A 20,098-nucleotide genomic window follows, 5' to 3' on the forward strand; every position below is an offset into this window, starting at 1 on the left:
GGCAGGGCCGGCATGGACGAGAACGCGATCCGCCAATGGTTTATCGATTGTTTCGGACCAATTCAAGGCGAGATGGCATGGAACCAGTTTTCCAACATGCCGGAAGAGTTGCGCGACCAGCTGATGAGTCAGGATGTAAGCAAGCTTCCCAAACCGGCTGAAGTCAGGTCTATGATGCAGGCGTTCACCGCGGGCGGACTCAACACTTTCGGAGACATCCAGCACATTACCGAAGAAGGTCCAATCAACGTCAAATTGGCGAAATCATTGGCATTGCAGCAGGCCAATGGCGAGGGATCTGAAACCAGCGTGAGCGCGGAATACGCAGAGATGGCCCGCCGTGCCATCAGCGAGGCGAATCTGTGGCTCGATACCGCCTGCGAGTTCAATCCCGCACAGGGCGAGACGCAGGTGCTCACCCGCGCTGGATGGGTGGAAGGCTGCATCGATTCCTGGGCGCAGTTCGCATCTCCCATAGCCGAGTCGATGAGCGACGCACTGGCTTCGATTTTGTCTCAGCGCTTTGGAGATTCTGAGTTTCATACAGAAGTTTCCGGCATTTTCGCTGGTCCGGTACAGATTCCGATTCCTGATGATATGAAGGATCCGGCAAAGCTGATGCGTTTCGTCGGCAACACGTCGTTTGCCATGCAGCTGGGACGCGCCGCCGGCGATCTGTCGCATGAGGTGCGCGGCAGTTTCGACCAAGGTATTTCGCTGCTGAAGAATCCGGCTGGCGGCCTGATCGTACAGAACATCGTCGAATACGCCAAATCCTTGGAAATCGACGTGACCGAGGTAATGAGCTATCTTGCATTGCAGGAGCTCGCCCATTCGCGCCTGTATGCTTCCGTGCCGTGGCTGATGCCACGCTTCGAAGCGCTGTTGGGCAAGTATGCCCGTGGCACCAGCATCGATTTGGACGCCATGGAGGAGCAGATCCGCGATGCGCAGTCCGTCGACCCGGATTCCATGGCCGACGCAGTGAACATCACCAAGGTGGCGTTCCCCGACACGCCTGAACAACAGCAGGCCATGAAATCGCTGGAGAATCTGCTCGCCTTGGTCGAGGGCTGGGTAGACACCGTAGTGTGGCGCGCCGGCATGGCCCATATTCCGCATATCGAACAGCTTCGTGAGATGCTCCGCCGCGAGCGCGCCATCGGAGGCCCTGCGGAACGCACCTTTGAAAGCCTGATCGGCTTGCAATTACGCCCGAAGCGCATGCGTGAAGCAGCCGCATTGTGGGATAACATCTGCGCTACGGAAGGCGCACAGGCACGAGACGCGAAATGGTCGCATCCCGATCTGCTGCCGCATCTGCCGAATGATGACGATGGCAACGCCTCACAATCGCAGAACAACGGATCGTCGGAAAACACGGAAAATACGACGTTCGCCGCTTCCAACGCAACCGGCACGGCACCACAGCCCCTTGGCGACGCCGATGGCATGACCATCGATTGGGATGCCGAACTCAGCAAGCTGCTTGACGAAGAAGAGCACAAGGGCGGCGAATCCGATACCAATGGCAGCGACTCTGACGATTCCGCAGAATCCGGAAGCAACAACGAAACTGACGCCGAATAATCACGCTATTCCGTTAGCAGTATCAGCGGAAGAAGCGCGACACCCGTCGTGCCCTTTCACCCTCATTGCCTTCACGGGTGCGCGCATATGAGACGTCAAGCGTGTCCTCGGCGCGCGTCACAGCCACATACATGAGTCTGCGCTCCTCTTCAAGCACTTCGCCCTCCTGCGGGGCTCCATACGGTATGAGCCCTTCCGAACAGCCGATGAGAAATACGTGTTTGAATTCCAAGCCCTTGGACGCGTGGATGGTGGAAATGGTCACACCGCTCAGATCCGCACCGACACCCAATGCTTCCAACATGGCCAATCTGGTTTGCGCATCGTCGGAAAGCGCGGAATTCTGCCATCCGCTATCCCTGCGCACGCGGTATCTCAGATGCTGTTCGCCCAATGCCTTGCACAGGATTTTCTGCTGTGCGTTGACTCTGGTGAGAATCGCGCAATCGGCCGGTGACTCCCCCGCATCCACCAGTTTGCGAATACGTGCCGCTACACCTTGCGCTTCTTCCCAATCACTGCCGTATATGGTTTCCACAACCCTCCGCCCTTTGCTCCTTTCAGAGCTGAGCTTCAGATAATCGGCCCGTTGCGGCGATGCCGCAAGCACACGATTGGCATAGTTGACGATCTGCGGCGTGGAACGGTAGTCGTTGTTGAGGCTGATGTCTGCGGTGAGCGGACCGAATTCCGAAGCGAAATTGAGCAGACTGTAGCTGCTTGCGCCCGCGAACGAGTAAATGGTTTGCGCGGGATCTCCTACCACGCAGATATTGCGGTTTAAGCCGAGCCATCGGGTGAGCAAGCGGTGTTGCAACGGCGAAACGTCCTGATATTCGTCGACGGTGAGCCATGCGATATTGGAGCGGATGGCTGAGGCTACGTCTTCATCGCTTTCCATCAAATGGCATACGATCAGCAGAATATCGTCGAAATCGATTTCGTTGCGATTTGTTTTTTCCGCTTCATACGCTTTGTATACATCTACGAATTGGCCTGGTTCAAGACCTGAAGGCGGCTGACGATGCGTTGCCGCACAAACGCGCGCGTAATCTTCCGGCGCGATCAGTGAGATTTTACACCAGTTAATTTCCGCCTGCAGGTTGCGTATGGTGTCGTCATCCACCTGGAAGGTGGTGACGCGGCGCAGCGAACGCTCCACCAGTTCCCGAGGATTTCGACAGATGAATGGCATCGGCCCTTCGCACACGTCCGGCCAAACCTGACGAAGCTGGTGGAGGGCCGCGGAGTGGAAGGTCGCGGCTTTGACGTCAGCTGCGACATCAAGCTTCGACAGTCGGCTGCGCATTTCCGCCGCCGCCTTGACAGAGAACGTGACGGCCATCGTGCTTCGTGGATTCCATGCTTTGGTTGCGCACGCATAAGCGATTCTGCGAGTTACGGTTCGCGTTTTGCCCGCGCCCGCGCCCGCGATGATGCGCACCGGACCGTCCACTGCCGTTGCTGCAGCCCGTTGCGCATCATCTAATCCGTCGAGAATTTCTTCCACTGTTGCACTCATGCGTTCCATTGTGGCAGATTGCCGTTATCGGCGCATGCGTTTTCATGAGATGTCATTGCATGTCTTGCCTGGCTGCACCCAATCTGCCCGCCATGACGGCGCAATATGATGCAACGTCGATTTACTGGCGGTTGGCCAGCATTTTACGGGCAAGTCGGCGCCACTTCGCCCCTACTGTGTATTAAGGTTGGAATTGTGACCGAACGAAGCGAATTTATGATGGCTGCCCTGACCAGCGCGACAATGCCCAATGCCGCCATTGCCGGCGCACGCGCCAGCGAACAGACCAATCCGACCGACGAAGGGTATGGAGTCGACCATGCCGTGGTTCAGGATGCGGCAGGCAAACTGTATGACGTGTTCGCATCCAACACACCTGAAGGCCGTAAACGTCTTGCCGGTCGTGTACGCGCTGCGCAGACGCTCGCGCAAGCCCGCGAATTAGGCGGATTGGGTTTTGCCGTCGATCGCATAGTGGCTTTTTCCAACGGCGATTTGAAGCATTCCCCCACTGGAGCCACGTCCGTGCTCGTAGCCATCCATCATGTGGGTCAGGCGCGGCCGTTGGAGCTGCTGACTTTGGACGATTGCTCCAGCGTAGGCACCGCTTTGGGGGCGATTCATCGCCTTCGCCCCGACTTCTTGCAGGAAGCGGGCTATCCGACGTTTGCCACCGGCCAGATTCGCGCACAGCTGACCGCTTGGATCAAACGGTTGTGCCAAGCCGGGCATGTTCCGCAGGAGATCACCACCAGTTGGGCAAATATTCTTGAGACCGACGGACTATGGTCGTTCTCCACTTGCCCGGTGCACGGCGGATTGCGTGACGGCGATTTGCTGTTCTCCGGTTCGTCCATCACCGCGGTCACGAATTGGCAGGACATGCAGGTAAACGATCCTGCCCGCGATTTGGCTTGGATTTTCGCCAAACTTGATGAGAATCACCGTAACGCTCTGCTTTCCGCATATGGTCGCATGTTGGGCAACCGTTTGGATGATCTGATTATGCTGCGCGCCAATCTGTGGCTGCAGATGGAACAGGTCGGCGATTTCATTTCTGCTTTGAACAAGGCGGACAACGCCAAGATTATGCAATTCAAGGCGCAGGTGGAACGTTTGGCACACCAGTTGGGTGTCACCACAGCGAAGAATCGCGCACAAACAAAATCGAAGCAGGAAGCCAAGGATCGTCCCCAGCGCCCGCCGAGCACGATCACCGTAGGCACGTTGCTGAACGAATCGGAGCGTCGCCGTAACGCAGCCGCGCAGCAGAATGATTCCGACACGACCGGTGAACGTCATATCGATGCTGTGAATATGGATGACTCCACTGGAGATTTCGATGTGACCGGCGATTTCGACGTGACCGACTCCCAGCCGGTCCGCAAGACGAAGGAAATCGTCAACGATGCGACGGAAGCGTTTGTACCGGCCGGAACCCAGCAATCACAAGCACCGTCAGACAGTACGAATGAGCGTGAGGCGACCTCGGTCAGCACTTTCATTCCGGAACGTTCCGCAAAAGAACGGCACGAATCCATGCCGTCAAGTTCCACCATGGTAATCAGCAGGCTGGAAACGGCCGACGGCAACGACGATACGAATGAGGAATCGATTCCCGCATCGCACAGCGAGGCCGCGACCGTACTCATTCCTCTGTTGGAACGAGATGAGGCGACCATGCAGAAAGCGCAGGCGCAGATTAATCGATGGGAGACGGAAGACGCCACCGATGAGAAGCCACGCGTAGAATAGGCGCACATACCCGTATATACACGTGCGCATGCATTGCGCATTATCACGAAGGAGCATCCATGGATATTGAACTCGGCATTCAGAATGTGGCCCGCACCGTCACCTTCAGCACCGAACAAAGCGCCGATGAGGTCAATGCGGCTATCGCCGACGCCGTGGAGAACGGCAAGACCATCAATCTGATGGACGACAAGGGTCGTCGCATCGTGGTGCCGGCAGGTTCGCTTGGCTACGCCATCATCGGTTCTGAAACTAAGCACGCCGTAGGTTTCGGCAACCTCTGACCCGTTCGCTTCACCAGATTTCAGCTTCGAGCTGAAACACACGTTTTTGACGTAGCAAGAAAAGCCAGACGTTCGCGCCTGGCTTTTCCATTTTGGGAGATCAACTCGTTACTGGTTTCATATCGCGATTACGCATCGATGATTGCATTTCGGTTTTTTATTTTCGCCTTCGACAATTATTTGCTCAAGCGGACGCCTCGATTGATGATCTCCTGAACTGTTTCGTCATCGGTGAGATTCTCCCCCAGCGCGTTCGGCTTGCCTTTGCCGTGCCAGTCGGATCCGCCAGTCACCAGCAGGTCGTGCCTATTGGCGATGGTGAGCAGCCGTTCGCGTTGTTCTGGCGGATTGCCGCGATGCCACACTTCCAAACCATCCAAACCTTCGGTAATGAGAGATTCGATTTGCCGGTCGGTCAGTAATGTCCGATTACGTCGGGGGTCTCCGGCGTGGGCGATAACCACCACCCCGCCCGCGCCCTTGACCGCGGACACTACGTCATGTGTGGTCGGTGATGGCGTGGGAATGTAATATTTCGACGTTGCGCTCACCGCATCGGCGAAAGCGTCGGATCGCGTTTCATACACGCCGGCCGCCACCAATGCGTCGGCGATATGCGGCCGGCCGATCGTGGTGCGCTTGCCTTCACGCACCTGCGCGAGCACATCATCCCACGTGATCGGAAAATCCTGCGCCATCAGTTCGACCATGCGCTTGGTTCTACGCAGTCGCGCCTCGCGGGTGGACGCGAACATCTCGCTGATATCGGCGTTCAGCGGATCATATTGAAACGCGAGCATATGCACGGATACGTTCTCATCGACGGCAGTGATTTCCGTACCGCGTAACAACGGCAATCCAATCTCCCGCGAAGCAGCCAATGCATCCTGCCAGCCGGAGGTCGTGTCATGATCGGCAATCGCAACACCATGCAATCGTAATGATTGTGCCTCTTTCAGCAACGTACGCGGCGTTTCCGTACCGTCGGAAAAAACGGTATGGCAGTGAATGTCCCAACCTTCAGCGGGCGGTGCCGCAGTGCCTACACGAATCATGTACCCATCGTAAGCCGTTCTTCGCCGTAACGCGGCACAATACCGCGTAAACTAAGCGATGACAACGTTTGTATTTTGATTCAAGGATGCATGATGAGCGATTTTTCCGGCGAACTGGTTGCCGACGCCACTCTCGACGATGCTTATACAAAGCCGCGCGGCTGGCGTCACGGCGCCACTTGGACGTATCTGATCATGCTGGCCGCTTCGGCGGTCGCGCTGGTCGTATCGTTCGTGCTTTCCGCCGAGACACTGAAATTGGCTCGTAATCCCGGTCAGAAGCTCAGCTGTGATGTGAATGCCGTGATGTCATGTTCCACGGTTGCGGAATCGTGGCAGGCTGAGATTGTGAGGTTCGCCGGTTTGAGTTTCCCGAATGCGTTCTTCGGCATCGCCGCGGAATCAGTGTTCGTAACGATCGCAGTGATCGGCCTGACGAAGGTTGCCGTGCCTCGCTGGTTTGCGTTGTGCACATGGCTGGGTGGACTGGCCGCGCTGGCTTATTCGTATTGGCTGACCTCGCAGTCGCTGTTTGTAATCAACGCGCTATGCCCGTGGTGCCTATGCCTGATGTTCTCCACCACCGTGCAGTTCATGGCGTTGTCTCATGCCACGGCGTTGGTTCAGGAGATTCCGGCCAAAGGTACGGGCGTGCGCACTTACTACCGTCTTAATTACGATCTCATGGTCGATGCCGTATGGATTGTGGCATTGATCGTGATCATTCTCGTCAAGGATGGCCCGATGCTGTTCAGCTGACGTTAGGTAACGTTCAATCAGCAGTAAGGATTCGCTTGCTTACAGAAGAAGCCGACTGAAAACAGCCGGCTTCTTTCTTTATGCTACGTATTCGTGGATTTCAGTTTCGCATATGCGGTTCATGCGCGAGTTCCGCACGAACCGCATATGCAACTCACAGCAGTTCAATTTTGCCGATGATGGTGGCCGATCCGGTGAGTTTCACATCGTCGTCGGTCACGTCGACGCGCAAAGTACCGCCACGCACGGTAATCGTCCAATGGTCGATGCCTGTTTTGGCACGCAGGGTGATGGCGGTGGCGCACAGGCCCGTACCGCACGATAATGTCTCACCGCAGCCGCGTTCGCTGACGCGCATGGTGGCGCTGCCCTCGTTGTCACCTTCGCTTTGTTCGTCGATGCGCACGAATTCAACGTTCTGATCGCTTTCGATCTGGGGTGAGACGACCGGCTTGGTCACCAGGTCAAGCTGTTCCACGGTCGGCAGGCTGGAGAACGCGTCTTCGATGACGGCGACCACGTGCGGATTTCCCATGTCCACGAACGTGCCGCGTGCGGAACCGGCCGTGCCGGGAATCGTCACTTCGTATCCATCAAGATCGCCGCACTTCCATGAACCCATCTCAACCTGGAACACGTCATTGCCAAGAGTCGGCACATCGCCAAGCGAAGTCAGAACCTTCACACCGGCACGGGTGCCGAGACGGAACGGTTCACCGCCCGGCTGACCGGCAATACCCTGCCGTTGCGCGAACAGGGTAATCGCACGCGTGCCGTTGCCGCACATCTCAGCCAACGAGCCGTCCGCATTGCGGTAGTCCATGAACCAATCCGCATTGCCGGCAGCACAGACGGCAATCTGCTTGTCATTCAAATCGGACACCGCCTGCGGATGTGTAAGGCGGATCAAACCGTCGCCACCGATACCGAAATGACGGTCGCACAGGAATCGCACTTCATCGACGGTAGGCTCGTACGTGCCTTCGGCGTCTAGATACACCACGAAATCGTTGCCAGTGGCGTGTGCTTTGTAAACAATGCTTGGAATGCTCATACCGATTCACTCTACACGCGGTAGGCTATTGAAGGAGTTGGACGCAGCACGTGTGCGTTATGTTGCAGTATGTTTGCGTGCGGAACAAGGGAGGACGTATGACTTCAACGGCACCAATCGGCGTTTTCGATTCCGGTTTGGGCGGGATTTCCGTGGCGCGCGAAATCCGCCGCGATATGCCGAACGAACGAGTGCTGTATTTTGGCGATTCCGCGAACGCTCCGTACGGAACCAAATCACCTGAACAGGTACGCAAGCTGTCCGACGCCATTGTGAAACGTTTCGTGGAGCAAGGAGTGAAAGCGGTTGTCATCGCTTGCAATACCGCCACTTCCGCCGCAGCCAACGAATTGCGCGACAAATACGACATTCCGATCATCGGCATGGAACCAGCGCTGAAGGTGGCGTGCGATCGAGGCCATGGCAATCGTCAGCGTGTCATCGTCGCAGCTACTCCCCTGACGTTGCGGGAACGCAAGTTCGCCGTGCTGATGGATCGTTTTAAAACAGACCATACGATCTTTCCGGAACCCTGCCCCGGTTTGGTGGAGATCGTCGAGCACGGCCAACTCGACGATCACGATGTTGTGATGCACACGCTGCACCAATATTTCGACCAATACGATCTGTCAACAATCGACTCCGTCGTGCTCGGATGCACGCATTTCGTGTTCTATCGCAACTATTTCCGTGAACTGCTGCCTGACACAGCGGCAATCATCGACGGCAACGAAGGCACCGTGCGCCATCTTGGCGTGGTGCTCGAATCGTTGGGCAAGCTCTCTCCGGAAGACGCGGAAGGTGGCATCGAGCTGGCCAATTCCAACACTTCCACGCAAATCGCACAATTAGCGCAATCACTGCTTGGTCGCTGACCGCGAATGTTCCGATAGACCGCGCAAAGCCAATTGAAACCCGCAAAAACTGCTCAACCGTTGTCAGAAGTACAACGACGAAGTGGCGCTGGCCAAGGAATACGAGCAGGACGGCCGCGTGCTCATCCTCGCGCCGGAAAGCCTGTACGGCCTGAACACGTTGAGCAAGTCGTTCGAAGGTTTGGAACGCATGTACCGCGCGGGCTATGCGGCAGCCGAGGCCATTCCCGCATTCCTAAAAAGTTGAGGATGGCGTCCGTATCCATCGCCTGCGAGCGGTTCATTTCCAAATTGAGACATAACGCGATAATTTTGTATAACTCCTATATTGTGTCCTATTGTTTTTCGCCGACATAATCGACGGAAATGTCGACATTAAAGGAGAATGCAATGAAGAACAACGCGTTCCGTCGCCTGCTGGCCATGGCCGCGGCGGGTGCCATGCTGACGTCGATCGCCGCATGCGGCTCGTCGTCCGGCGATGACACAGCCTCCAACGGTTCCGATAGCACCTCACTGATTTCAGTGAACAACAGCGAACCGCAGAACGGTCTAATTCCAAGCGACACCAATGAAATGGGCGGCGGCAGAGTTATTCGATACCTGTTCGAAGGTCTGGTGAGCTTCGATGCAGAAGGCAAGCAACATCTCGAAGTCGCCGAGAGTATCACTCCGAACGAGGATGCCACCAAGTACACGATCAAGTTGAAGGAAGGCTGGAAGTTCACCAACGGCGAGGCAGTAACCGCCCATTCCTTCGCCGACACTTGGAGTTTCGCCGCCAATGTGAAGAACGCGCAGAAGACCGCAAGCCGATTCTCCACCATCAAGGGCTATGACGAGCTGCAGGATCCGAACGTCGATCCGAAGGCCACACTTTCCGGTCTTTCCACCCCGGACGACTACACGCTGGTCGTCGAGCTGAACAAGCCTGATTCCGTATTCCCGACCAAGCTCGCGCACCAATCCATGTTCCCGCTGCCAAGCGTGGCATTTAAGGACATCAAGAAGTTCGGTCAGGCTCCGATTGGCAATGGTCCGTACAAGTTCAAGTCCTGGTCCCACGACAAGAACATCATCATCGTACCAAACAAGGATTATAAGGGCAGCCGCAAGGTATCCAACAAAGGCATCGAATACCGCGTCTATACGAATGAGGATTCCGCTTACTCCGACGTGCTGTCCGGCAACCTCGACGTGCTGGATCAGATTCCACAGTCCGCGGTGAAGACCTTCCGTCAGGATTCCGGCGTAATCGCCTACAGCCAGGCAGGATCCTCATTCCAGTCCTTCATCATTCCGGAACGTCTTGAGCATTTTGGCAACGACGAAGAAGGCCAGTTGCGTCGTCAGGCCATTTCCATGGCCATCAACCGCGACCAGGTCGTCAAGAAGGTTTACAACAACACGAAGACCCCGGCCACCGATTTCACTTCACCGCTCGTCCCCGAACATGCGAAGAAACTGGAACAGAACGGCAGCAACCTGAAATACAACGCTTCCAAGGCCAAGGAACTCTGGAAGAAAGCCAATGCCATCAAGCCATGGTCCGGCAACTTCCGAATCGCCTATAACGCCGATGGCGGCCATAAGGAATGGATCGATGCCGTGTGCAACCAGATCAAGAACACGCTCGACATCGACGCCGCTGGCGAGCCGTACGCCACGTTCAGCGACGTGCGTAACCAGGTGACCAACCGCACCATCAAAACCGCGTTCCGTTCCGGCTGGATGCTGGATTACCCGTCCGCTGAAGATTATCTCAATCCGCTATATGCCTCCAGCTCCGCTGACGGTCATGGTTCGAACGATGGTGATTACAAGAGCGCGGAATTCGACAAGCTCCTGAACGCCGCACTTGCCCAGACCGACGTAAAGAAGCGAACCGAGGACTTCACCAAGGCGCAGGAAGTGCTGGCCAAGGATCTTCCGGTGATTCCGCTGTGGAACGATAACGTCGCCGCCGCGTCCGCGACGAACGTGAAGAACGTATCGTTCGATTACACCAATCTGCCTACCTACAACACCATCACTAAGTGATGTCTCTGGCCGGTGGACGAACGATTCGCCGGCCATATAGGGAGCTAAAGTACAGTGGGGTTCGAATCCTTCATGGATTCGAACCCCACTGTACTTTTGTGGCTTGTTTTGCCGGTTTGCCGCTACAGCATCAACTCTGCACGTAGCTGCCCTTCGGAGACTTCCAACCGCAGTTCATCATCTCGCTATTGAACACCATTGCGCCTTCACCATGAGCCGGAACGACGATCATACCGCCATCGCCATGATGACGGGCGACACCATCCAGCGCCGCCTTCGCAGCCTCGATCGGCTCCTCCTTGGCGTACAGAACACGATCGGAAACCTGATGCGCAGCGACTTCCTTGACGAACGCCTCACCGATGCCGGTGCAGGAGATCGCGACGGAATCGTTGTTGGCATAGGTACCACAGCCCGGCAGAGGCGAATCGCCGACACGTCCCGGCATCTGGTTGGTAATGCCACCGGTGGAGGTGCCGGCAGCGATGTTGCCGGACGAGTCACGGGCGACAGCGCCGATGGTGCCATGCTTCTCCCACTCATCGCCGTTGGATTGCGCCTCGCGCAAGGATTCCTGACGTGCCGGAGTGATGAAATAATCACTGTCGCACAGTTCGATTCCCCACTCCTTAAGCAAATCATTACCAGGCTTGGCAAACATGACATGCTTAGTCTTTTCCTTGATGGCACGTGCTACGTTGATCGGATTCTTAGACGTGGTCAGACCACATGCGGAACCAACCTCGCCATCGATACCGGTCATCAGGCAGGAATCCATGGATACGATGCCTTCGCTTGTCAGCGCAGCACCACGACCAGCGTTGAACTCCGGAGCATCCTCCATGACACGGATAGCCGCGCACACGGCATCCTCCGCCGGAGCCCCCTGCTCCAGCAACGCATAGCCAGCTTCAAGAGCCCTGTTCAAATCCTGCTCCACCCGGGCATGACGTTCTGGCGTATCCTTTTTGCCACGATTGCCGGCACCCGCGTGAATCACCAGCAGAATCCCGTCCGGATCAGCTTGGGCGATATGGACCGTCGACTGAGGCAGTGCAGCTTCGTTCATTGATATCTTCTCCACTCCATTTTTATTGATTATTCGCAGATATCTTACGTCGTCCTTCGCTAAGAAATGACCGAATACGCAGAAATACGTCAATTAGACCGCGTAAAGTCAATTGAAACCCGCAAAAGGGACGGACGGCGAAAGGACGGGGCGCATATGGCTCACAGGACGGCAATGATCGACGCCGGCGGCGGTTTCCGCGCGATCTACGGTGCGGGCGTGATGGACCGCATGCTTGAGGACGGCATCAGCGTCGACCATTGCTACGGTGTTTCCGCAGGAAGCGCCAACATGGTCTCGTTCATCGCGAAGCAGCACGGTCGCAACCACACGTTCTACACGCAGTACGCGTTCCGCAAGGAGTACGCGAGCTTCGACAGCTACGTCAAGAACCATAATTTCGCCAACCTCGACTACGTGTATAGCACGCTCAGCAATCATGATGGCGAAAATCCGGTTGACTACGCGGCTTTCGTAGCCAACCCGACCGGTTTCACCGTGGTTGCGTGCAACGCCGAAGACGGCTCCACAAAGTATTTCAGCAAGTCCGACGTGGGCTACGACAATTTCGACATCATGAAGGCGTCATCAGCGGTGCCGGTGGCTTGCGAACCGTATGCGATCGATGGCGTCCCCTACTACGACGGCGGCATCGCCGATCCGATTCCGGTGCAGAAGGCCATCGATGACGGCTACGACCGTATCGTGGTGATACTCACCCGCCCGAAAGACACCGTACGCGAACAGAAGAGGGACATCGGCCCGGCCAGGATTTTGAAGCGCAGCCACCCCGAAGCCGCGGAAAAACTGCTCAACCGTTATCAGACGTACAACGACGAAGTGGCGCTGGCCAAGGAATACGAGCAGGACGGCCGCGTGCTCATCCTCGCGCCGGAAAGCCTGTACGGCCTGAACACGTTGAGCAAGTCGTTCGAAGGTTTGGAACGCATGTACCGCGCGGGCTATGCGGCAGCCGAAGCCATTCCCGCATTCCTAAAAAGTTGAGCACTATCCTCATATGAACACTCCAGCCGATAGCAACACGCGCAACAACGCCAACACGAACACCGACATCAGCATCACCGCGAATGCCACGGGATTCAGCACGAAAATACTGAACCCGCAGATTCTCGTGACCTTGTGGAATGTGGAACGTTTGGGTTCGTTCTCCGCGGTCGCGCGCGAAACCGGCTGGTCGCAACCGGCCATCAGCCAACAAATCCGCAAGGTCGAACGCGAACTTGACGCAAAACTCGTGCAGCGCACGTCGCATGGGGTGGAATTAACGCCGATCGGTCGTATTCTGGCACGCCACGGGCAGCTCATCGACAATCGCGTCACACAGGCCGTCAAAGATGTGGAGGAATACCAGCGCAACGGATCGACGCATATTCGCCTAGTCGCTCCCCCATCGGTATGCTCGTCGTTCGTGGCGCGCGTACTCGTGCATATCAGCAAAACGTCCGACATTCGCGTGAGCCTCATGCAGATGGAGCCGCCTGAGGCCATGGACGCGTTGGAACAGGGGCTTGCCGATTGCGCGATCATCTTCCAATACAATTCACTGCCTGCTTTAGTTGGTCCGGACGATTTGGAAGTCTCCCCCTTCGGTATCGATCCACTGATGCTGCTGATCAGCGCGAACAACACGATCACACGCCAGTATGAAAGCTCGCATCTGCCGGTCCAGCTGGTTTCGGCACGCGGCGAACAGTGGATCGCCGGCTGTGAGACCTGTCGGGCGAATCTGGTGTCGTTAGCACGTACCGCCGGTTTCATGCCGGAGATCACGCATTCGACCGACGATTATTGGGCCACGCAGAATCTCGTGGAAGTCGGCATGGGCGTCTCGATCGTGTCCCGTTTGGCCACAACCGCCGGAACACAGCCTGACTTGGCCGCGCTTCCGATTGCCGACGACAACGCATTCCGCACAGTCTGTTTCGTCACGAGAAAAGCGGATAATCGCCCAGCGGTCGCCCGCGTCAAGGACGAAATCGCAAAAGCGTCGCACCAGTATTTGGAAAGCATCTGATTCACTTCCGATTCCCCGATAGCGGGATGCTGGCGCAAGCGAATGTTTCTTATTTTTTCAGCATCGACATAATCAGATTAATAATTGAATAGCAAAAGCGTCTGATATAAGAAAACTTCATAACCATCTCTGCTTTCAGCACAAGAACACACTGTTCTTTCCCCCAACGCGTACGTCATGCTGGAATCATGGAAGAAATCATGGATATCAAGCATCGTACCGATTCCGGCTTTAACGCCGACGCCATCGACCACACCACCGCAACCGACCTTGCCGAAGTCGGCTCCGACAAGTGGACACGCTACCCCGGCTGCATCGGCGCGTTCATCGCCGAAATGGACTACGGCCTAGCACCCTGCATTCAGGAAGCCATCGACAACGCTTGTGCCCATTGCAAACTTGGCTACATTCCCGAACCTTGGAAGCAGCGCGTGGCAGAGGCATGCGCAAGCTGGCAGCGCACACATTACGGCTGGAATGTGGATCCCAGTATCATTCGCGTGGTTCCCGACGTGCTTGAGGCATATGAGGTCTTCCTGCGCGAACTGGTCGGCGCAGGCAACAGCGTGATCGTGCCGACACCTGCCTACATGCCGTTCCTAAGCGTGCCGAAACTCTATGACGTCAATGTGATCGAAATCGAAATGCTGCAAAGCGGCGACGCCGAAACCGGTGAAGCGCAGTGGCTGTTCGATTTCGACGCCATTGAACGCGCGTTTGCGGCCGGATGCCATGCGTTCGTGCTTTGCAATCCTCATAATCCGATCGGCAAAGTGCTTACTCTGGAGGAAGAGCTGCGCCTAAGCGATTTGGCAGCGCAGTACGATGTGCGCATTTTCAATGATGAGATCCATGCTCCGTTTGTGTTCGAAGGCAAGCATATTCCATTCCCCACCATCAGCGAACAGGCAGCATTGCAGTCAATAACCGCCACCAGCGCATCGAAGTCGTTCAATATTCCAGGCACGAAATGTGCGCAGGTGCTGCTCACTAATCCGGCCGACCGTGACATGTGGGCAGTCAAGGCTGAGTGGAGCGAGCATCAGACCGCCACCATCGGCGCGATTGCCACCACCACCGCATACAACGAAGGTGACCCGTGGTTCCAGGACGCGTTCGCCTACGTACGCAGAAATCTTGACCTTTTCGACGAACAAATGCGTGAACGGTTCGCTGGCGTCGGCTACATCAAGCCGCAGGGCACCTATATTACATGGCTTGATTTCGGTCCGCTCGGCATCGACGATCCAGCCACATACTTCCTTGAGAAAGCGCAAGTGGCGTTGACCGACGGGCGTTTATGCGGCGAGGCCGGCGCCGGCTGCGTGCGCGTGAATGTGGCAATGCCTTATCCGCTGCTTGTGGATTGCTTGGACCGCATGTATGGCGCGTTGCATGCGGATGGATTGCTGTAAGCTTCGCCACATATTCGGCGTTTCCTTCAACCAACGGCAGCATGACGGCGAGCATCGCACCCTTGTCCAATTCGCTATCCACCGTTATGGTGCCGTTGGAAATCCGCATACTATCGACATGCGATGGAAGGTTGATATGCGTTTGAACGTGAGTACCAGCATTGATGTGACAGCCCGCGAAACGGACGGCGATAATCTGCTGTTCTTGGGATTTCATGGATTCAGCAATGATGAAAATGAGATGATCCGCATCATTGATGCGATTTATGATGTTCCGAAGCGAGACGTATCTTCAACGGACAACTCCATTGCTTCTGCCCAGCATCCAAATTATCTGTCGTTCCGAGGCACGTATGAACGTCCTTACATCGGAAGCTACTACTGGTATCCAGATGGATGTTCCGTAAGAGAGCGTCGACGTGAGTGCAGTGCCGTGGGCGATGCCGTCGTACGATTGCTGGATTCGCCCGCATATGTACGGTTCCGTAAAGTATTAATTGGGTTTTCGCAAGGCGGATACCTATCGTATCGCATGGTTGCGGAACATCCCGATGTGTTCGATATGGCGATTTTGATGAGTCCGTCATTCAAAGGCGAAGCAGCTGAGCCCTTGCCCGCGACCGGACGCACGCGATTCGCACTCTGTTACGGCAGCGAAGACCGCACAATTCCACTATCCGACCAACAGTGTGCGCGCAACAAACTCGCGCAAACCGGCAATCTCACCTACTTCGAATATCCAGGAATGGCTCACGGCATCTGCAATCAGGAAATTCATGACCTACGTGCCTGGCTAGGATTGTGATATGCGCTGCGTGAGGAGTCCTGCGCATCTGAGACCCCGCACGCGTGCCCATAAACTCGCTTTCACCCCTCGGATTGTCATTGAAACCAACTCGAAACTCTCGATACACCCTAATCATCGAAATGCATGGACATACACCCAGTTCATCTAAGCTGAACCGCGATATCTGGCTTAACTTAAAAGGACAAGTAGACTTTCTCAAGCAGACTATTAAAAAGGTCCCGAACCTTCTGGAGTAATCCATCGGATTCGGGACCTGTTATGTTGGCGACCGTTCACCAGCTAACCGGCATTAGTCAGCTTTCAGCCGTCAGTTTTCACCAATTAGCCAAATCAGGCCTTGGCAACCTCAACGTTCAGCTCATCGCCGGCCGTCACTTCGAAAGAAGTGGCGAGGGTTTCGGAAGAGACGAGCTCCTTGAACTGTTCGACCTTGGTCACGTCTTCGGCGGGCACAATAAGCTTCAGTGCGATGCGGTCGGAGATTTGCAGATCGGCGGCCTTACGGGCATCCTGCACAGCGCGAATCACGTCGCGCGCATAGCCTTCGGCGATCAGATCATCGTTCAGTTCGGTGTCGAGGATCACGAAGCCGCCGGTCGGCAGCGCGGCGGAAACGGAGTTGGCGGCCTCTTCGGCGTTCTTCTCCTCCACACTGTTGATCAGCTCATATTCGCCTTCCTCAAGCACAATCTCACCGTTCGGAGTCTCACATACCGGAGCGCCTTCGGCGTTCACATGCCATGCGCCGGACTTGGAAGCCTTGATGGCGGACTGCACGTCCTTGCGCAGGCGCTTGCCTGCCACGCGAGCGTTCACACGCAGCTCGTTGATGATCTTCAAGCCTTGGGCTTCGGCATCTTCAAGCGTGCACAATTCAACGTTCTTCACGTTCAGTTCGGATTTGAGAATCTCGTCGTATGCGGCCACGGCGGCAGTGTTTTCCACCACAACGGTCAGCTTGGACAGCGGCTGGCGCACGCGAATCTGCTTCGTCTTACGCATAGACAGGGTGCCGGACACGACCTCGCGCACCTTCTCCATCGCATCAACCAGAGCCGGATCGTCAACAAGCACACGGCCCAGTTCGCTCGCTTCGCCAGTCTGCTCGTCGGCAAGGAACGGCCAGTCGGCCAGATGCACGGATTCGCCACCGGTCAGGCCACGCCACACGGCTTCCGCTTCCATCGGAGCAAGCGGTGCGATCACGCGCATGAATGCTTCAAGCACGGTGTACAGCGTGTTGAACGCGTTCGCGTCCTCGTTCCAGAAACGGTCACGATTGTTGCGGATGTACCAGTTGGTGAGCATGTCGATGAAATCGGACACGGCTTCACATGCGTCGGAAATCAGGAAGTCATCCAGCGAATGCTGCGTCTTCTCGATCAGTCGGCGGGTACGTGCCAGCAGATAACGGTCCATTTCCGGCAGTGCGGCAACCTCATCGGCACGCAGCGCACGAGCATCGAAACCGGCACCATTATTGGCAGCGTTCGCATACAGGGTGAAGAAGTAGTACGAGCTCCACACCGGCAGCATGATCTGGCGAACGGTGTCACGAATGCCATCGGCGGTCACGATCAGATTGCCGCCGCGCAGAATCGGCGAGCTCATGAGGAACCAACGCATGGCGTCGGAACCGAAATCGTTGAACACGCCGTTCACGTCCGGGTAGTTGCGCAGATGCTTTGACATCTTCTGGCCGTCGGAGCCAAGCACGATGCCGTGGCAGATCACGTTCTTGAATGCCGGCTTGTCGAACAGTGCGGTCGCCATGATGTGCAGCACGTAGAACCAGCCACGGGTCTGGCCGATGTATTCCACGATGTAATCGCAAGGGAAATGCTGTTCAAACGTTTCCTTGTTCTCAAACGGGTAATGGTACTGGGCGAAGCTCATGGAACCGGATTCGAACCAGCAGTCCATCACGTCGGTGATGCGGTGCATGTGGCTCTTGCCGGTCGGATCGTCCGGGTTGACGCGGGTCAATTCGTCGATGTACGGGCGGTGCATGTTGACATTGCCGTCCTTATCGCGCGGATAGTCGCCGAAGTCGGCCTTCAGCTCGTCCAGCGAACCGTACACGTCAACGCGCGGATACTTAGGATCGTCAGACACCCACACCGGAATCGGCGAACCCCAGAAACGGTTGCGCGAGATCGACCAGTCGCGGGCATTGGCAAGCCACTTGCCGAACTGGCCGTCCTTCACATTGCCCGGAATCCAGTTAATCTCCTGGTTCAGTTCGAGCAGACGGTCCTTGATTTTGGTGACGGACACGAACCACGAGCTCACCGGCTTGTAGATGAGCGGCGTGGCGCAACGCCAGCAATGCGGGTAAGAGTGCACGTAACTCTTCTCCTGGAAGAGAATCGCGCGCTGGTCTTCCGGAATACGCTCCAGCGGGCCGTCACCGGCACGCAGGTTACGCAGAATCGGCTTGTTCGCATCGAACACGTACATGCCCTCGTAGTCCGGGCACAGCGCGGTGAACTTGCAGCCCGCGTCGAGCACGTCAACGCTCTTGATGCCCTTGGCGTTAAGCGTGTTCATATCGTCCTCGCCGTACGGAGCCTGATGCACAAGGCCGGTACCTTCAACGGTATCGACATAGTCGGCGGTGAAGATCTGGTAGCCTTCCGGACCTGGAACCTTGCCTTCGACGGCGTTCTCATCGCCTGCGAAGTACGGGAACACCGGGTAGTAGCGCCAGCCTTCCATTTCGGCACCCTTGAGTTCGCGCACGATCTCATAGTTCTCGCCGAGTTCCTTGACGTAGGAGCCGAGCAGCGGCTTGCCCAGATAGAACTTCTTGCCAGCGAACTTGCCTTCAGTCGGACGCACTTCCACATAGTCGATGTCTGCGCCGACCACAATGGCGAAGTTGGTGGGAACGGTCCACGGCGTAGTGGTCCAGAACACCGCGTAGGCGTCTTCCTCATCGCGCAGCTTCACAGCCACGGACACGGTGGTGTCTTGACGATCCTGATACACGTCGGCATCCATGCGCAGCTCATGCGCGGAAAGCGGCGTCTGATCCTTCGGGCAGTACGGCAGCACGCGGTAGCCCTGATATGCGAGGCCCTTGTCGTACAGCTGCTTGAACGCCCACATCACGGATTCCATGTATGGGATGTTCAGCGTCTTGTAGCCATGCTCGAAATCGACCCAACGTGCCTGACGGTGCACGTAGTCCTTCCACTCGTTGGTGTACTTGAGCACGGAGGCACGGCAGGCATCGTTGAACTTGTCGATGCCCATTTCCTTAACCTGATCGACCGAATCGATGCCCAGTTCCTTCTGGGCTTCAAGCTCAGCCGGCAGACCGTGCGTATCCCAACCGAACACACGATTGACCTTGTGGCCCTTCATGGTCTGGTAACGCGGAATCACATCCTTGGCGTAACCGGTCAGCAGGTGGCCGTAATGCGGCAGACCGTTAGCGAACGGAGGGCCGTCGAAGAACACGAATTCGTTCTGGCTGTGATCGCCTGAAGGACGGCGTTCAATGGACTTCTGGAAAGTGTCGTCCTTCTCCCAATAATCAAGGACGGATTCTTCCAGCTTCGGGAAACTGGGGTTCGGCGCTACATTGGCGCTCTGCTCACCCGCAGCTGCCTTCGGATACACGTTATTTTCGCTCACCGTATCTCCTCGTAGGTTCTTACTATTTGTTTCCTACGAGGACGATGACTATAGCGCCTGCTGGACGCCGCCACCGCGGTACCACCTCGTTTGCCATGCTTTTGTTACGCGCACGACCGCTCGTATATTCGGCTGTTCGGGCCTTCCCGCCGGGTCTAATAAGCCGCTGACACGGCCGTTCTTCCGGAAGCTCCC

15 protein-coding genes and 1 pseudogene are annotated in these 20,098 nt (G+C 56.3%); 11 read left to right on the forward strand and 5 right to left on the reverse strand.

Features of this window, described 5'->3' with window-relative positions:
- Positions 1-12 precede the first annotated feature (12 nt).
- Entirely contained in the window at positions 13-1,590 is a 1,578-nt protein-coding gene (locus tag BBKW_RS07440) for a zinc-dependent metalloprotease (protein ID WP_033500444.1), read from the forward strand.
- Between the two features lie 22 nt (positions 1,591-1,612).
- Here BBKW_RS07440 and BBKW_RS07445 read toward each other — a convergent pair whose 3' ends face one another.
- Positions 1,613-3,112, reverse strand: a complete 1,500-nt coding sequence (locus BBKW_RS07445; RefSeq protein ID WP_414635051.1) for an ATP-dependent helicase — start codon at positions 3,110-3,112, stop codon at positions 1,613-1,615.
- Positions 3,113-3,328: 216 nt separating this feature from the next.
- On the opposite strand from BBKW_RS07445, the gene BBKW_RS07450 reads away from it, so the two are divergent.
- Positions 3,329-4,867 (forward strand): phosphotransferase, encoded by a 1,539-nt coding sequence (locus BBKW_RS07450; RefSeq protein WP_033500442.1) that lies wholly within the window; start codon positions 3,329-3,331, stop codon positions 4,865-4,867.
- Positions 4,868-4,926: 59 nt separating this feature from the next.
- A complete protein-coding gene (locus BBKW_RS07455) occupies positions 4,927-5,151 on the forward strand; it encodes a DUF3107 domain-containing protein (RefSeq protein ID WP_033500441.1) in 225 nt (74 codons plus the stop codon).
- A gap of 176 nt (positions 5,152-5,327) precedes the next feature.
- Here BBKW_RS07455 and BBKW_RS07460 read toward each other — a convergent pair whose 3' ends face one another.
- Positions 5,328-6,206 (reverse strand): PHP domain-containing protein, encoded by an 879-nt coding sequence (locus BBKW_RS07460; RefSeq protein ID WP_033500440.1) that lies wholly within the window; start codon positions 6,204-6,206, stop codon positions 5,328-5,330.
- 93 nt (positions 6,207-6,299) lie between these two features.
- Between BBKW_RS07460 and BBKW_RS07465 the strand changes: the two genes are divergently transcribed.
- Positions 6,300-6,965 carry a vitamin K epoxide reductase family protein gene (locus BBKW_RS07465; RefSeq protein WP_048349532.1) on the forward strand — a complete coding sequence of 222 codons (666 nt, stop codon included), beginning with the start codon at positions 6,300-6,302 and terminating at the stop codon, positions 6,963-6,965.
- Positions 6,966-7,119: 154 nt separating this feature from the next.
- Here BBKW_RS07465 and dapF read toward each other — a convergent pair whose 3' ends face one another.
- Positions 7,120-8,019, reverse strand: a complete 900-nt coding sequence (gene dapF / locus BBKW_RS07470; RefSeq protein WP_033500439.1) for a diaminopimelate epimerase — start codon at positions 8,017-8,019, stop codon at positions 7,120-7,122.
- A gap of 98 nt (positions 8,020-8,117) precedes the next feature.
- Between dapF and murI the strand changes: the two genes are divergently transcribed.
- From murI to BBKW_RS07480, 3 genes and pseudogenes are all read left to right on the forward strand, one after another.
- Positions 8,118-8,894 carry a glutamate racemase gene (gene murI, locus BBKW_RS07475; RefSeq protein WP_033500588.1) on the forward strand — a complete coding sequence of 259 codons (777 nt, stop codon included), beginning with the start codon at positions 8,118-8,120 and terminating at the stop codon, positions 8,892-8,894.
- A 43-nt stretch (positions 8,895-8,937) separates the two neighbouring features.
- Positions 8,938-9,141 (forward strand): annotated as a pseudogene (locus tag BBKW_RS10820) (DUF6363 domain-containing protein); the annotation flags it as partial.
- Between the two features lie 119 nt (positions 9,142-9,260).
- A complete protein-coding gene (locus BBKW_RS07480) occupies positions 9,261-10,934 on the forward strand; it encodes a peptide ABC transporter substrate-binding protein (protein ID WP_033500438.1) in 1,674 nt (557 codons plus the stop codon).
- Between the two features lie 130 nt (positions 10,935-11,064).
- Here BBKW_RS07480 and BBKW_RS07485 read toward each other — a convergent pair whose 3' ends face one another.
- Positions 11,065-12,003, reverse strand: a complete 939-nt coding sequence (locus BBKW_RS07485) for an isoaspartyl peptidase/L-asparaginase family protein (RefSeq protein ID WP_033500437.1) — start codon at positions 12,001-12,003, stop codon at positions 11,065-11,067.
- Positions 12,004-12,159: 156 nt separating this feature from the next.
- Between BBKW_RS07485 and BBKW_RS07490 the strand changes: the two genes are divergently transcribed.
- The 4 genes from BBKW_RS07490 to BBKW_RS07505 all read left to right on the forward strand — a co-directional run bounded on the left by BBKW_RS07490 (position 12,160) and on the right by BBKW_RS07505 (position 16,258).
- Positions 12,160-13,008, forward strand: a complete 849-nt coding sequence (locus tag BBKW_RS07490) for a patatin-like phospholipase family protein (protein WP_033500436.1) — start codon at positions 12,160-12,162, stop codon at positions 13,006-13,008.
- A 13-nt stretch (positions 13,009-13,021) separates the two neighbouring features.
- Positions 13,022-14,038: a LysR family transcriptional regulator gene (locus BBKW_RS07495; RefSeq protein WP_081962232.1), complete on the forward strand. Its 1,017-nt coding sequence runs from the start codon at positions 13,022-13,024 to the stop codon at positions 14,036-14,038.
- A gap of 188 nt (positions 14,039-14,226) precedes the next feature.
- Positions 14,227-15,453, forward strand: coding sequence for a MalY/PatB family protein (locus BBKW_RS07500; protein WP_033500435.1), 1,227 nt, complete (start codon positions 14,227-14,229; stop codon positions 15,451-15,453).
- A 136-nt stretch (positions 15,454-15,589) separates the two neighbouring features.
- Positions 15,590-16,258 carry an alpha/beta hydrolase gene (locus BBKW_RS07505; protein ID WP_033500586.1) on the forward strand — a complete coding sequence of 223 codons (669 nt, stop codon included), beginning with the start codon at positions 15,590-15,592 and terminating at the stop codon, positions 16,256-16,258.
- Between the two features lie 333 nt (positions 16,259-16,591).
- Here the strand turns inward: BBKW_RS07505 and ileS are convergent, their stop codons facing one another.
- Complete coding sequence (gene ileS / locus BBKW_RS07510; RefSeq protein ID WP_033500434.1) at positions 16,592-19,903, reverse strand: mupirocin-resistant isoleucine--tRNA ligase; 3,312 nt, start codon at positions 19,901-19,903, stop codon at positions 16,592-16,594.
- Between the last annotated feature and the right edge of the window lie 195 nt (positions 19,904-20,098).

This window comes from Bifidobacterium catenulatum subsp. kashiwanohense JCM 15439 = DSM 21854, assembly GCF_001042615.1.
GTDB classification, from domain to species: domain Bacteria; phylum Actinomycetota; class Actinomycetes; order Actinomycetales; family Bifidobacteriaceae; genus Bifidobacterium; species Bifidobacterium catenulatum.